This is a genomic window from Ferruginibacter sp. HRS2-29 (assembly GCF_024343615.1).
Classification (GTDB): Bacteria; Bacteroidota; Bacteroidia; order Chitinophagales; family Chitinophagaceae; genus Ferruginibacter.
In genome coordinates this window covers 109,574-125,911 of sequence record NZ_RJUB01000001.1, presented here as the reverse complement: position 1 = coordinate 125,911, position 16,338 = coordinate 109,574, and the positions used below count along the sequence as shown (strand labels likewise).

Genomic DNA, 16,338 nt, shown 5'->3' with positions numbered 1-16,338 from the left:
ACGGGCTAAAAATCTGTGCGATGGTAATTCAGGTTAATATTACATTGCTAAAATTGCCATTGAAGAGAATAAAAGTTTTTGTAATATCTCGCCTGAACCTAAAGGGTTCATCAAAAAGCAACCTACGCACAACCATTACTTCATACATAAAAATATATAAGCATGAGTTCAATGACAGGTAAAGTGGCCATAGTTACAGGTGGTGCAAGGGACATCGGCCGCCAGGTTTCCATCAAACTGGCACAACAGGGTGCAAAAGTCTGCATCAATTATTTTGGTAATAAAGAACTGGCGGAAGAAACGCTGGACATCATTACGGATGCAGGTGGCGAAGCGATCATTGTGCAGGGTGATATGACAAAAGCTGCGGATGTAAAAGCCGTGGTAGAAGCCTGCACAACGGTGTTTGGCGATAAGGTACATATATTGGTAAATGTTGCCGGCGGGATCCTGGGAAGAAAACCACTGGCGGAACTGGATGAAGAATTCTGGGATGCAGTGATGGATGTAAACCTTAAATCGGCCTACCTCGTTACCCGTGCTACCGTTCCATTTATGACCGAAGGTGGCGCTATCGTAAACTTCGCTTCGCAGGCGGCACGTGATGGCGGCGGCGGCGGGGCGCTTGCCTACGCAACTGCAAAAGGCGGTGTGCTGACCATGACAAGAGGGCTTGCAAAAGAACTGGGCCCCAAAGGTATCCGCGTCAATTGCGTTTCGCCGGGCATGATCAACACTACTTTCCACGATACGTTTACCAGGCCGGAGATCAGGACTAATGTGGCTGCTGCCACACCTTTGCGCCGGGAAGGAAATGCTGCTGAAGTAGGCGACCTGGTAGTTTACCTGGCAGGCGATGCTTCTTCATTCATCAATGGAGAAAGCGTGGAGATCAATGGTGGTACATATTTCGCGTAAGCTTATTAAAAAAATTGAATGAAAAGATTGTTTGTCATATTTGTCTCGATGGCCATTGCTTTGGTAACAAAAGCACAGCATCCTGTTACTTTTTTTACCAGGGCGGAATTGCCCGGTATCAAAAGCGCATTGAACAAATATCCATTGCTTACTGATTCGTATGCCGATATAAAAAGGGAGGTGGATCAATGGCTCGATAAAGATGTGGATGTGCCTTTTCCAAAAGATCCTGCCGGCGGTTACACACACGACCGGCACAAGGCTAATTACATGCTGATGTTCAACAGCGGTATTTTATATAACATTACCGGTAATACTAAATATGCTTTGCTGGTAAAAAAGATGTTTCTGAAGTATGCGGTGCTCAACCCCACTTTAAAAAAACATCCGCAGGCAACCAGCAGTTCTCCGGGACATATTTTCTGGCAGGCACTCAATGATGCCAATTGGCTGGTGTATTCAGGCATGGCTTATGATCTTATCTACAACTCTTTGTCTGCGCCAGAGCGCACTGTTATCGAACAAGGTGCCTTTAAACCCGAAGTAGATTTTTTAACCAAAGACCTTTCTTCCTGGTTCAACCTCATACACAATCATGGGGTGTGGGCCTGCGCCGGCGTTGGGATTGCAGGTATTGCCACCGGCAATAAAGATTGGGTTGACATGGCTTTATATGGTACGGATAAAAAAGGAAAGAGCGGGTTCATTGCACAAATGGACGGACTGTTTTCTCCGGATGGATACTACACAGAAGGCCCGTACTACGTACGTTACGCGATATTGCCGTATTATCTTTTCGCGAATTCATTGGACCATGCAAGGCCCGAATTGAAAGTGTTCCAACATAGGGATAATATTTTGCAAAAAGCATTGTTGGCTGGATTGCAACAAACCAACCTGGATGGAACTTTTTTTCCACTAAATGACGCGATGAAAGAAAAAGATTTCACTTCGAATGAATTGGTTTCGGCGATTGATATTGCCTGGAACGTGTATGGAAAAAATGAAGGTTTTCTCACTGTTGCAAAAAAGCAGGACCGTGTGCTGATACATAAAGGAGGGGCTTCCATCGCGGCCGCCATTGCATCGGCAAAAAATATCCCTCCTTATTTTCCTTACAAAACGATTGAATATACCGATGGTGTAAAAGGTGATGAAGGTGGGGTGAGTTTTTTACGGAACGGGAAAGACAAAAATACCACTACACTTATTTATAAGTATACTTCGCATGGCTTGTCACACGGGCATTTCGATAAACTCAATATCAACCTTTTTGACAAAGGGAATGAGGTGATTTCCGATTATGGCTCGGTGCGTTTCATTGGTGTGGAACAAAAATATGGCGGCCGTTACCTGCCCGAAAATAAAACATACGCTGAGCAAACCATCGCACACAATACCATCACTGTTGACGAAACTACACAGTTTGGCGGCAAAGAAGAACTGAGTGAAAAATTTCATTCAGACAAATTGTTCAGCGATATTAAAAATCCGAATGCACTTGCAGTAGCTGCAAAGGAAGACAATGCCTACAAAGGTGTGCATCTCCAACGTAATGTCTATATGCTGCAGTTGCCGGATGGTAGAAAATTCATCGCGGATATTTTTAATGCAACATCAAATGAAACGCATCAATATGATCTGCCTTTTCAATACAACGGAACCGTCATCAGCACTTCGTTTAAATATGACGCGAATACCAAAAAGCAGGAAGTGCTGGGTAAAAAGAATGGCTACCAGTTTTTATGGAAAGAAGCGGAAGCTGGCGTGAAAGATTCGTTGATACAGTTTACTTTCCTGAATAAAAATACTTATTACAGCATTTCGTCTGCTGCAGATACGGCAGGCGTATCATTGTTTTTTACCCGTAGCGGCGCCAACGATCCCAATTTCAATCTTCGCCGTGATCCCGCCTTCATCATTCGCAAAAGCGGCGCCAGCAAGGCTTTTGTTAATATGATTGAGATACATGGGAATTTTGATCCCGTGGCAGAATTCTCTTCCAACTCATATTCTTCTGTAAAAGCGATCAACATTTTACGGAACGATGAGCAATATTCTGTAGTGGAGGTGCTGATCAATGATAAAAAATTATTGATCGCACAATGCAATAACAATTTTGAGGCGATACAAAAGCATCAGCTAACGGTGAATGATAAACGCCTGGAATTTACGGGACCTTACCAGGTGACCTATGATGGAAAATTATTTTAATTAAAAATTCTGAATATAAAACTAACGACAATGGAATCAACCGCAACTATTGAAAACTCAACCGTATTTATTTACAACGAAGATATTCCCTGGGAAACCGTAGGCGAGGGGGTGAAAAGAAAGATCATGAGTTATGATGAAAGGGTAATGCTGGTGAAGGTTGAGTTTGAGACCGGGGGTATCGGGACCGTGCATCAACACTATCACACGCAGATCACTCACGTTGAACGTGGTGTATTTGAAATAGAGATCGCCGGTGAGAAAAAAGTACTGAAATCCGGAGATGGCTTTTATATTCCACCTCATGTATGGCATGGCGCAGTATGCCTTGAAGCAGGTGTGCTGATAGACATTTTCAGCCCTATGAGGGAAGATTTTATAGTAACAAAAACCGCATAATTTTTATCCGGGTGAGATACATGCTACATATCGCTTTTTTATTATTGTCATTAACCTGTGGTGATAAGATCATGGCAGGTACTGCGATGCACCTGCAAGTGCGTAGGGTTGATGTGTCCACTTCGGCAGAATTGAAAACAGCGTTGGAAACCGCCAGGCCGGGTGATGAGATAGTATTGGCTGATGGTGTGTATAAAGGAAAATTTGTAGTGCCTGTAGGAATAAACGGAACAGCATCAAAGGTCATAACGCTTACGGGTAGCCGCCATGCAATATTGGATGCCGGAAGCATCAATACCGGTTATGTGTTTCATTTGCAGGGGTCGTGGTGGTTGCTTAAAGGATTTAGTGTTACCAATGGATTGAAAGGGATCATTGTTGATGGCGCCAATCACAATGTACTGGAGGATCTGAAAGTATCTGAAACGGGGGAAGAGGGAATTCATCTGCGAAAATTCAGCAGCCATAATATTATCAGCAAGTGTATCATCAGCAACACAGGATTGAAGACGGCGGATTATGGTGAAGGAATTTATATCGGCTCAGCAAAAAATAACTGGGCAAAATATTCCAATGGAAAACCGGATCTGTGCGATTCCAATACAGTCACGGAATGCCGCATCGGGCCTGGTATCAGCGCCGAATGTATCGATATAAAAGAAGGTACAACGGGAACGGCTATACGAAATAATTTTTTCGATGCCGCCGGTATTACCGGTGCTAACAGTGCCGATAGCTGGATAGATGTAAAGGGCAACAACAGTATCATTGAAAATAACACCGGTACGAATCCCGGGAATAATGTTTTCAAAGATGGCTACCAGGTACATTGTGCGGTAAACGGCTGGGGGAATAACAATGAATTTAAAGGAAATATTTCTACCGTCAACGGTGCCGGTTATGGCTTTAGCATACAATTGAGCGGTAGCAACGGTACTACTGTTGGTAATAAAGTGTACAGTAACAATACAGTGAAAGGTGCTGCCAGTGGAATAGCGGATATTCCATTGAGCAATTAATTAATATCGATAAGGCTTCTATATGAAAGTAAAAGGACTACGTTGGTGGATCATCGGCCTGATAGGCATTGCAACGGTTATCAATTACATCGACCGGAGCGCCATCAATTATATGTGGCCTTATATCTACAAAGAATTCGGCATTGCGGAGGCCGATAATAAAAATGCGTTGGCGCTCATCACTACTTTTTTTATGGTGGCATATGCGATAGGGCAAAGCGTTACCGGTAAGATGATGGATGCTATCGGCACAAGGCTTGGAATGGCAGTATCAATAGTGGGGTGGAGTATTTCGATCGCTCTGCATGCTTTGGCAAGATCGCTTATGTCGTTTAATATTTTTCGGGTAATGCTGGGCGTTAGTGAGGCCGGAAACTGGCCAGGCGCTACAAAAAGCAACGGGGAATGGTTTCCGCCAAAAGAAAGGGCAATTGCGCAGGGAATATTCGGTGCAGGAGCTTCGCTCGGTTCTGTGGTTGCAGCACCAGTGATTGCAGCCATTTACCTGGCTTTCGGATGGCGTGCTACATTTGCCGGAATTGCTGTATTGGGAATAGTATGGCTGATTCCATGGCTGATCATCAACAAGGCTACACCCGACAAACACCCGTGGATCACTAAAGAGGAACTCGATCATATTCAGAACAAAGGATTGGAAAAAGCTGTGATCGTTACTGAAGAAAAACCATATACCTGGAAACAGTTGCTTCAATTTAAAAACACCTGGGGTATCATCGCTTCGCGTTTTTTCATCGACCCGGTATGGTGGATGTTCCTAACATGGCTTCCTACTTTTTTGAAAGAACAATTCAATTTTGATTTGAAACAGGTCGGCGCTTTTGCATGGCTACCTTATTTATTCGCGGCCATCGGCGGACTCGCGGGAGGATTCTTTTCATCCTGGCAGATCAAAAAAGGGATACCTGCGGTGAAGGCACGCAAGAATGCCATCACAATTGGTTGTGTCATCATGCTTGCCGGGCTTGTAGGTATCGTTATCTATCTCGATCAACTGAAAGATAATACCGACCTGGCGTTGACGCTCATCAGTGCTACATTGTTTGGTTTTCAATTCCTGATAAATAATATCCAGACTTTGCCTTCCGATTATTTCCACGGAAAAAATGTAGGTACCGTTTCAGGGATGGGGGGCACTGCCGCAGTGCTGGGTACGATCGTAATAACGAACCTTGTACCGGTCATTACCAAAACAGGATACAATTCATTTTTTGTATTAGGGGCGCTACTGGTTCCGGCCGCGTGGCTTTGTATCACATTCATATCATCCAAAAAAATTACTGAACATAAAACGATTGCCTAAACAACCCTGATTAAATCTGCTGTTATGAAAAAATTTTTATTGACTTTTGTTGTGATGTTCGCTGCAGTGGCCGCCTTCAGCCAAACCTATTACTGGGTAGGTGGTACAGGTCCTGTCAGCTTCACTTCCAATGGCAACTGGAATACCGCACTGAATGGTTCGGGAACCACGAGGGGGGCGGCTTCCGCATCCGATATCCTGATCATCGATGGTACCAACATCGGTGGTACTGTTCCCACAACCGGAACGGTTACAGCTACAATAAGTTCAACAACGCTCGGCCAGTTGAAGATCACCGGAAATGCCAACGTTTTTTTTCAGCGCCCCACGGGCGGGGGAGGAACCGGTACAATGACGGTGAGTGGCGCAGCAGGAGATGACTTTGTGATAGATGCCGGATCGTCACTTACCATCAATTCGCCTTTGGCGGATGGCAGTGTAGTGATCGCATTGCCCGCAGGCAGCACAGGAAATATTTCTGGAAATCTTTCTTTATCGAATACGGCACAACACAGGATCACCAATCAAACGGCAGGAGGTTTCGTATTTAACAGTGGCGCAACATTTACAACTAATCTCACGCCGGCAAGTGCGGTATATGCATTTGGCAGCAGCACGCAATCTGCGCCGGGTAGTGTTGTTTTTCTTGCAGGAGCAAATCTTATATTTAACGGAGGGTATAGTCCTTTAGGAAATAATTCTACTTTCTCGGCGGTTGACTTACGCCCGGGCAGCAACTGGCATCATCGTGCAAGCAATGCTGTAAGCGGTTTTGGCTCTTTTGCCGCAGGCAAAGGATATGGAAATTTGTTGGTGGAGAACGGCGCTTCTTTTTTGTGCGATGGTCCTTTATACCGGATCGGTACATTGAATGTGGAATCCGGCGCAACATTTCGAACACACACCAGCGGGCAAACGGCCGTGTTGGGTGATCTTATCATAAACGGGACTTATACCACCAATGCTGGTACCAATGTGTTGGTACTTGGTGGAAGCGGTACACAAACCATTTCCGGCACAGGAGATATCATAGCACCTTCTATCATCGTGGGGGATAATTCCAGTGTGGTCTTGAATCGCAGCCTGGAAGTAAATACATTGCTGAATGATTTTGGTGATATTAATTTTAATACTTCACAGGTAACCGGTACCGGTACATTCACTTCCAGAACGAACACGACGGCAGCTGCATTGAATGGAAATTTTGTTGCCGGCAGTTACCAGGTCACGGGCATCACCGGCACGATGGGTAGTGTCAACGGCCTTACAGTAACAGGTGCGGGTATCCCTGCCAATACCACTGTGGTCGGGTCTTCGCCGGCAAATGCTACGATCAATCTTTCGCAACCGGTAACCGCAGCAGGCACAGGAGTAGCTTTGGCATTTCTGAATGACACGGCAACATTGGCTACCAGCCATGCAAACGGGATGGATACGCTCACAGGTTCTGTAGTTGTTACCGGAACCAAATCTTTCCAAAGCGGAACTAATTATATCATCAACGCGGCCACGACCACTCCTTTCGGGATATCATCGGGTTCTACCAATACCTTTATCAATGCGGGTTTTGTAGAGATCAATGCACCGGTTACTGCCAACAGGGGAATTACCTTACTGGATCATTTGGGCATCAATGCCAAACTCACATTACGTCCGTTAGACACAGTACACATCGTTTCAGGTGCTTCCATAACGGGGGCATTCGGACTAAATAATTACATCGCTACTACAGCAAATACGACCACCGGCGACCAGGGCATCATACAATACGACGGCCTTGCCACCTCTGCCATCATTCCTGTCGGTACGGCTTCCGATTATCTGCCGGTAACATTAAACCCGGTGAACCCATCCGCGTTTACTGTTGCCGCATTCGAAGGTATTACTACCAATGGAACCGTTACTGGTACTACATTTACACCATCTCAAAAACAATCTGTAGTGAATGCCGTATGGAATATCAACAGGATAACGGGAACGGGTAACGTAGATCTTCAGCTGGGATGGCAGCCCGGCCTGGAGGGTTCTACTTTTACCACTTTACCAGGAACCGACATTGGTATCATTTATAACAATGGGGTAAATTTTTCGCAACCATTGGCCCCCGGAGATAATGTTGCCAACATTGCAGCGGCTACTGTAACCGGTTTGGGCGCTTATGCGATAGGCTCTGTTCCGCCAACACAGCCATTCATCTTTAATACACTTCCTGTAAAAACTTATGGGAATGCTGACTTCAACGGCGGTGCAGTCAGCCTGAACACCACACAACCGATCGTGTACAGCAGTGATAACAATGCTGTAGCAACTATTGTGAACGGCGACATTCACATTACCGGTGCGGGAACTGCGGTGATCACTGCCAGCCAGGCCAGCGACGGATTTTATCCGGCAGCAAGTGCTACACAAACGCTTACCGTAAATAAAGCGCCGCTTACTATAACTGCTGAAAATAAAATAAAGTTCTTTTCAGCCCCGGTACCGGTACTAACGTTTACGTATAGTGCTTTTGCTTATGCAGAAACTGAAGCTGTGCTGCTTACTCCCGTAAATATTTCTACCAGTGCTACAGCCGCATCTCCGGTGGGTGATTACCCGATTGTGGTGAATGGCGCTACAGCCGCTAATTATGATATCACTTTTGTGAACGCGATACTCTCTGTGCAGGCACAACAAGCGCAAACGATCACTTTCAATACACTGCCGCTGAAAAATTATGGCAATGCCGATTTCGCCATCGGAGCAACAAGCACCAACAATACCATTCCGCTTACCTATGTAAGCAGCAATACCAATGTTGCCACTATTGTTGGTACAAGTATCCACATTGTTGGTGCCGGAACAAGCAACATCACTGTATCGCAGGCAGGTAACCTTGGATATACCCCTGCAACTGATGTAACCAGGACGCTGACGGTAAATAAAGTTCCATTGACCATCAGGGTGCGTGATACCGCTAAAGTGGAAAGGACAGAAAACCCTGCTTTCACTATTACCTACACAGGTTTTGTATTGGGCGAAACTGTAGCAAATCTTACTACTCCTCCGGTGGTATCCACTATTGCAGGGTTAAATTCCGCTCCGGGTTATTATGTGCTCACACCAACCGGCGCCACATCTGGTAATTATAATATCACCACTACTAACGGGAGGTTGACAATTTTTCCGGCAACTGATACTACACAACAATACCTCAATGTATTTATGACGAGCAGTTCGAATATGACAGTAAGAGTTTATTCACCCCGGCCAAGGCTTGGTGATATCACTTTGGTGAACATGGCCGGGCAAACCGTATTTGTCCGCAACCTCTTTATGCCAAAGGGTTTCATCAATTCTTTCATCGATATGTCGCGTTTCCCGTCAGGTATTTATGTAGTGGTGATAAGAGGAGATGGGGTTTATCTTAAAAAGACTGTAGCAGTTGTAAAATAAAAATCTATTATGAAAGGATCAATATTATTCATTGCATTCATTTGGTTCGCAGGTTTATCTGTTTCGCTTGCGCAACAAGCCCCAACGGTTTTTTCTATTGATGCAGGGATATTACAACGTAATAAAACACGCATCAAGAAAAATGACGAGGGTTTACTTCCTGCGTACAAAAAATTGTTAAAGGATGCTGATAAGGCACTTGCGTTTGGCCCGGTAAGTGTGATGGAAAAAAAGAATGTACCGCCAAGCGGCGACAAACATGACTATATGAGCCTTGCTCCATACTTCTGGCCGGATCCTTCCAAAGCAGATGGTTTGCCTTATATAAGAAAAGATGGACAGACAAATCCGGAAGTGAAAGAATATAAGGATAAAGAATACCTGCCCAAACTATGTGAGATCGTGCATACGCTTTCACTCGCTTATTATTTTTCCGGCGACGCGAAATATGCAGGCCATGCATCAAACTTACTTCGTGTATGGTTCATAGATACTGCCACAAAAATGAACCCGAACCTCAATTTTGCGCAGGCAATGAAAGGTCACAATACAGGCCGTGGTGCAGGTATGATCGATACCCGTCATTTTGTAAAACTGATTGACGCCATCGGTTTACTGGCTGGTGCAAAAAGCTGGAAAGATTCCGATCAGGCTTCCATGAAGAATTGGTTCAGGCAATATCTTAACTGGATGCAGACGAGCAGGAATGGGGTGGAAGAAATGAATGCCCAAAACAATCATGGCTCCTGGTATGATGCACAACGATTGTCCATCGCATTATTTCTTGATAGCGCAGCTTTGGCCACGAAAACCGTTGAACATGCGGCGGCACGTCTTGATAAACAAATGGACGGGTCAGGGAGATTTCCCCGGGAAATGGAACGCACGATATCGCTTCATTATTCAACTTTTGTAATGGATGCGCTTTTTGTGATCGCAAAAATGTCGGAAAAAACGCCGGCCGATTTCTGGAATCTTGTAACGCCATCCGGCAAGTCGTTGAAAAAAGGGTTCGATGAACTGCGCCCTTATCTTGCGAAAGAAAAACAATGGGATGGCCCACAGATAAAGCCTTACGAGTACGATGAAAGTTATCCCATACTCTATTATGGTAATAAAAAATATGGTTGTAAAAATTGTATCACAACTATAAAAGAGATTGCGGCAAAGGATGCTGCAACATTAAGACTGAAACTATTGACCGATTCTGATTTTTAAAATAATAAAGACTGCTGTTATGAAAAAAATTCGTTGCTTGATTTTTGTGCCTCTGCTATTGTTGGTAAACATGGCAATGGCACAAACAAAAACCATTACCGGCAGGGTGTTGAGCCAGGCCAATAACCTGCCGCTGCAGGGCGTAAACGTGTTGGCTGATAAAGCTAAGTCGGGAGTAACAACGGGCGCTGATGGAACCTATTCCATAAAAGTCCCGGCTTCCGCATCCGTGCTTATTTTTTCTTATGTGGGGTATGTGACGCAAACAGTGGCGATCGAGGGAAGAACCAATATTGATCTTTCACTTGCCGCTGCAGCCAACTCGATGGATGAAGTAGTGGTGATAGGATATGGTACACAAAAGAAATCCAGCGTGACCGGCGCCGTATCAAAATATAAAAATGATCGTTTGGATGAATCACCTGTGACAAGGCTTGATCAGGCCTTACAGGGAAAGATCGCCGGTGTACAGATACAGAACGTATCTTCTGAAGCGGGTTCCGATCCTAAGGTTCGTGTAAGAGGGTTGAGTTCGGTGAATGCCGGTGCAAGCCCGCTGGTAGTAGTGGATGGCCACCCGGTTCCGGATGGCCTGCAGTTTGTGAATATGGCCGATGTGGAATCAGTGGAAGTGTTGAAGGATGCGGCTTCTGCGGCGATCTATGGTTCGCGTGGTGCAAGCGGTGTTATCATCATCACTACAAAAAGCGGTAAGGCGGATAAGGCGAAATACTCTCTCAAATTATCGAGCGGTATCAAAACGCAATACGAATTGTACCCGATGATGTCGACAACGGAATACACTAATCTCTTGTATTATGAAGCAGCGTTGAAAGCACAGGATCCAAGTATTCCTGTGCCAACCGGTACAGCCATCATCGCCAACAACGAGCGTGCAGCTTACATTGTAGAGAATACGATCATGGGTGGTCAAGGTACAGACTGGCAACGTTCTGCATTGAGGGATGCCACGGTAAGAAATGTACAGCTGGGTGTTTCAGGAGGAACAAAGGCGGTGAAATATTATATCTCCGGCGCTTATCAACGCGACCAGGGTATGATGTATCACAGCGAATATGATAAGTATAGCGTGCGTAGCAAGTTGGATATCCAGCTGAATAAAAAAGCCAGGCTTACTTTCAATCTTAATCCAACCTACATCAAGCGTGAAAGGCCTTCGGTGAATTTTATCGACTTTGTAAGGTTCCAGTCTTTCCTGCCTATTTATCATACCGCGGCCAGTGCGGCTTTCGTAAATCAATCGTCCACGTGGGCAGCCATTCGTGCCGGGGATTTTGCGCAGGCAAGGCATTTCAACGGAAGGATCTACAGTGGCTTAATGCCGGATGGCACAACCTATACCAGTACCGCTGCGCTTGATCCGTTCAATACAGCGAATAATACCCCGAAGTCTATCATGGAAACAAGAAGCATCACATCAAACGATTACAGGGTGCTCACTTCAGGCGATCTTACTTATAATATAATTAAAGGGCTCGACTTCAAAACGCTGGCAAGTGTATACGTGAATTATACCAATGCATTGGATTTTACAAAACGAAATTCAAACAAAGATGGTGATGTGAACAGAGGTATTTACAACAACCGGTTGTATATCGATCTGCTGTCCGAGAATACATTGAATTATGTGAAGAACATCGATGATCATTCTTTTAGTGTATTGGCGGGTTTCACCGCTCAAAAGACAACTATCAGGGATGAACAAACGACAGGGTTGAATTATCCGAGTGATAACATCACCACGTTGAACAACGCTTTGCAGATCGACCAGGCCAATACTTTCAACCTGAAAAACCAGATCGGGCTTTTGTCTGTTCTGGGCCGTGTGACGTACGCCTATAAAAATAAATATCTGCTTACTGCAACCTACAGGGAAGACGGCAGTTCTTATTTTGCCCCTGGCAAAAAATGGGGATCCGTCCCGGCCGTATCTGTTGGGTGGGTAGCTTCAAAAGAAAAATTTCTTGAAAAAGCAGACTGGATCAACAGCCTGAAGTTTCGTGGAAGTTATGGTGTGACGGGGAATAACCGCATCGGCGATTTCGCTTATGTGGATCTGTTGTATGCTGCCAACTATCCATTCGGTACCGGTACCGGGACTATCACCACCGGACAAACCCCTTCGCGGGATATCCTTTCAAATAAAGACATCACCTGGGAACGTACGTTCCAATACAATGGAGGTGTGGATATGACGGTGTTAAACAACGCGATCAGTTTTTCCCTCGATGTGTATCGTTCCAAAACAGACCAGTTGTTGCTCAGGCAATCATCCATGGGCTTCAGCGGTGTACCACAGGTTTGGAACAATATCGGCAGCCTGAAAAATACAGGTATTGAATTTGAAGTGACAACAAATAACATCCGCAGGAAAGATTTTCGCTGGTCTACTTCCGCCAACATTGCTCACAATAAAAACAAGATCGAACAGTTGGGTGAAGAGGCATTCCTGTTGAACCAGGGCGAACGCACAGAATTATATTACAATAAAGTTGGAAGCCCGTTGATACAATATTTCGGGTACAAAACCGATGGGGTATGGCTCTCACAGGCACAGATAGACGCAGCACGTGCAGCAGGATTGACGAGCGCTTTGAGCAATGTATTCGTACCAGGCGGATTGAAACTGGTAGACGTGAATGGTGATAATGTGATTGATGATAAAGACCGCGTAGTGACGGGTGATCCTTATCCTTCATTTACCTGGGGCGTAACGAATAACCTGACTTATAAAAACCTGGATGTGACATTTACTTTCCAGGGATCACAGGGCGGTGAACTGGTGAATGGCGATCCTAATTACAACGAAACAAAACGTTATAATAAAAATTACAACACGAACCGGTGGCTCAGCCCGATGTTCCCGGGAGATGGCAAAACGCCGTATTCTACTGTAGGTTTCAACTGGATGCTGACGGATTATGTGGTGGAAGATGCTTCTTATTATGCATTGCGTGAAGTAGTGATCGGGTATACTTTCAAAAAACTTTCTGAGAAAGTAAAACTGGGTGGTATCCGTGCTTATTTTTCTGCACAGAACCTTTATTTCCATTCAGCGAAAGGGTATAGGGGAATTAACACGGAAGCACGTTTTTCAACCGGCCCATATAATACACCATTGGTGGATGGATACCAACGTGGAAGTTTCCCGATGCCAAAAACATTTTTATTCGGACTTGATATAAACTTTTAATTGCCAAAAATATTTTTATGAAACGTTTACAACAATTCACCATCCTGGCTTTGATCATAAGTATGTTTGGTTGCAAAAAAGTGATCGATCTTGATCCGTTATCCAACCTCAATGCAGATAACTATGCAAACGCCGGAGAAGTCAGGGCAGCGCTCAATGGATGCTACAACGGCCTGCAGCGCCCGATGCTGCAGGAATGGCAACTTACAGAATTGCGGAGTGATAACTCAAAACAAGGCCAGCCGGGTAGTACCGCGTCTACCAACCGGGACCTGAGTGATCTCGATATGTTTACGCCCAATACATCGCACCAGGCCAATTATCAATACTGGCTAAGCACTTATAATAATATCCGCAATGCCAATATCGTATTGCAAAGATTGGGTGTGGTGTACGATCCCGCAAACGGGACACTTACTTTCAACCCGATCACCATTCCTATTTCTGATGCACAGATCAGGCAGTTTGCCGGAGAAGCCATGTTCATCAGGGCTTATCACTATTTCAACCTGGTACGGTTATATGGCGGTGTTTTTCTGATCCATACGCCTGTATCGGCGGCTGAAGCAAAAACGATCAACCGTTCTTCTGTAGCAGATATTTACAAACTCATCCAGGCCGATCTCACCAACGCATCCACTTTACTGGGCCCTCTGAAATTTAACCAGATAGCTGCCGATGATATTGGTAAAGCAACGAGGTGGGCTGCGAAAGGCTTGCTGGCAAAGGTTTACCTCACATTGAACAGAAAAGCAGATGCTATTCCGCTTCTGCAGGATGTGATCACCAACAGCGGGTATTCTTTGTTGAACAATTATGCCGATGTGTTTTCCATCACGAATGAAATGAATGCGGAGATATTATTTACGATCCGTTACAAGGCAGGCGGAATAGGGCTTGGCTCATCCTTTGCCAATACATTTGCTCCATTAGGAACCGGTTCCAATGTGATCAATGGAGATGGTGATGGATTGAATTATCCAACAGCAGAGATCGATACAGCTACCAATGGGGATCTTCGTAAACCAACGCTCATCGGTGTTTACGGCAGCGGAACGGCCGCCAAGTTTTATGTAAAGAAATTTTTCTCACCAGTTACCTTAACGGATGATGCGGAAAACGACTGGCCGGTTCTTCGCTATGCTGATATTCTCCTCATGCTTGCGGACGCGCAGGGGTACACACAACCGAGCCTTGACCGTATCAATGCTGTAAGGGTAAGGACAGGACTTGCACCGTATACCATGGCCAATATCACTTCGGTGGCGGAATTTGAAAAAGCCCTGTCGAATGAAAGGAGGATTGAATTCGCATTCGAAAATCAGCGTTTCTTCGATCTGCTGCGTTTCAATGTGACGATGACGACCATCACTTCTGAACAAACGATGAAAGATCATTTTGCGCATGAATTCGCATCGCATTATGCGCTGTATGTAGCGCCGGCACCAACTTTGGCGGAATTATATGCACAAACAACCAGGGACAGGATGTTGCTGCCGATACCGCAGAGGGAGATCGATACCAATACACAATTGGCCATACCACAGAATCCAGGATATTAATTTATAAAAAACACCAGTTTATGAAAAGACTATTTTTTATCGGAATGCTGGCATTTTCATTAAATGCTTCAGCTCAGGAAACACCTAAGGATACTACGTTTAAGCCCGTTGAATTACCAGCAGGGTTTACTGCACAGTTAAATACCGTTTATGCTAAAGTAAATGATTGGGAAGGGAAGATGGATATTTATCTTCCTGCAAAGTCGGGCACACCTACGCCGGTGGTCATCAACATACATGGCGGTGGATGGAACAAAGGTGTGAAAGAATCGCAGACAGGGTTCAACACTTTTTTCAAAATGGGGTTTGCTGTCGCGAATATCGAGTATCGTCTTAGCGGACAGGCAACAGCGCCGGCGGCAGTAGAAGATACCCGTTGCGCATTGATCTACCTTATCAAAAATGCAAAGGCGCTCAACATTGACGTAAACAAGATCGTCATCATGGGCGGCAGTGCCGGTGGGCATCTTGCGCTGATGGGAGGTTTGCTGGCCAATGATCACCGCTTTGATAACAATTGCGCCGGTGTTGAAAATATCAAGGTGGCGGCTATCGTGGATAAATATGGTATTACCGATGTGTGGGATTGGGGGTATGGCGTTCACAAAACGAGTAGATCTGCAACGCAGTGGTTGGGGGCGAAAGCAAAGGACCAGGAATTTGCAAAGACCGTTTCGCCCATCACCTATGTAACAAAAAATAGTCCTCCCACTTTCATCGTACATGGCGATGCAGATCCGATAGTGCCGTATGAACAATCGGTGGAACTTCATAAGAAGTTTTTGGAGATGGGTGTGAAAACACAATTCATCACAGTGCCGGGAGGGCAGCATGGTAAATTTCCGAAGGAAGAAAATTCAAAAGTGAATAAAGCTATCGCGGAATTTTTGCTTGGCCTAGGGCTTGGAAACAGATGATCAAATTCATGATCAACCATCGGTTGATCTTAATGGAACCAGCCACGAATGCACGAATAAATACAAATTAAATTCACTGCATTTTATTCGTGCATTCGTGGCAATATTTTTTTAAGCGTTA

Annotated in this window: 10 protein-coding genes; all 10 read left to right on the top strand. The window is 45.0% G+C overall.

Annotation, left to right across the window (positions count from 1 at the left end; all coding sequences use genetic code 11):
• The first annotated feature begins 162 nt into the window (after window positions 1–162).
• The 10 genes from EGI32_RS00580 (at window position 163) to EGI32_RS00535 (ending at window position 16,217) form a co-directional block, all read left to right on the top strand.
• Window positions 163–918 carry an SDR family NAD(P)-dependent oxidoreductase gene (locus EGI32_RS00580; protein ID WP_255153403.1) on the top strand — a complete coding sequence of 252 codons (756 nt, stop codon included), beginning with the start codon at window positions 163–165 and terminating at the stop codon, window positions 916–918.
• A gap of 18 nt (window positions 919–936) precedes the next feature.
• Entirely contained in the window at window positions 937–3,132 is a 2,196-nt protein-coding gene (locus EGI32_RS00575; RefSeq protein WP_255153402.1) for a heparinase II/III family protein, read from the top strand.
• 30 nt (window positions 3,133–3,162) lie between these two features.
• The gene (locus tag EGI32_RS00570; RefSeq protein ID WP_255153401.1) at window positions 3,163–3,531 is read left to right on the top strand and encodes a cupin domain-containing protein; all 369 of its coding nucleotides are present in this window, start codon (window positions 3,163–3,165) and stop codon (window positions 3,529–3,531) included.
• Window positions 3,532–3,551: 20 nt separating this feature from the next.
• Entirely contained in the window at window positions 3,552–4,550 is a 999-nt protein-coding gene (locus tag EGI32_RS00565; protein WP_255153400.1) for a right-handed parallel beta-helix repeat-containing protein, read from the top strand.
• A 22-nt stretch (window positions 4,551–4,572) separates the two neighbouring features.
• On the top strand, window positions 4,573–5,871 hold the full coding sequence (locus tag EGI32_RS00560; RefSeq protein WP_255153399.1) for an MFS transporter: 1,299 nt from the start codon (window positions 4,573–4,575) through the stop codon (window positions 5,869–5,871).
• Between the two features lie 24 nt (window positions 5,872–5,895).
• A complete protein-coding gene (locus tag EGI32_RS00555) occupies window positions 5,896–9,306 on the top strand; it encodes an S-layer family protein (RefSeq protein ID WP_255153398.1) in 3,411 nt (1,136 codons plus the stop codon).
• Window positions 9,307–9,315: 9 nt separating this feature from the next.
• Window positions 9,316–10,524, top strand: a complete 1,209-nt coding sequence (locus tag EGI32_RS00550) for an alginate lyase family protein (RefSeq protein ID WP_255153397.1) — start codon at window positions 9,316–9,318, stop codon at window positions 10,522–10,524.
• A gap of 76 nt (window positions 10,525–10,600) precedes the next feature.
• Window positions 10,601–13,738: a TonB-dependent receptor gene (locus tag EGI32_RS00545; RefSeq protein WP_255153396.1), complete on the top strand. Its 3,138-nt coding sequence runs from the start codon at window positions 10,601–10,603 to the stop codon at window positions 13,736–13,738.
• Window positions 13,739–13,755: 17 nt separating this feature from the next.
• Window positions 13,756–15,300 (top strand): RagB/SusD family nutrient uptake outer membrane protein, encoded by a 1,545-nt coding sequence (locus tag EGI32_RS00540; RefSeq protein ID WP_255153395.1) that lies wholly within the window; start codon window positions 13,756–13,758, stop codon window positions 15,298–15,300.
• A gap of 20 nt (window positions 15,301–15,320) precedes the next feature.
• Window positions 15,321–16,217, top strand: coding sequence for an alpha/beta hydrolase (locus EGI32_RS00535; protein WP_255153394.1), 897 nt, complete (start codon window positions 15,321–15,323; stop codon window positions 16,215–16,217).
• Window positions 16,218–16,338: the final 121 nt, after the last annotated feature.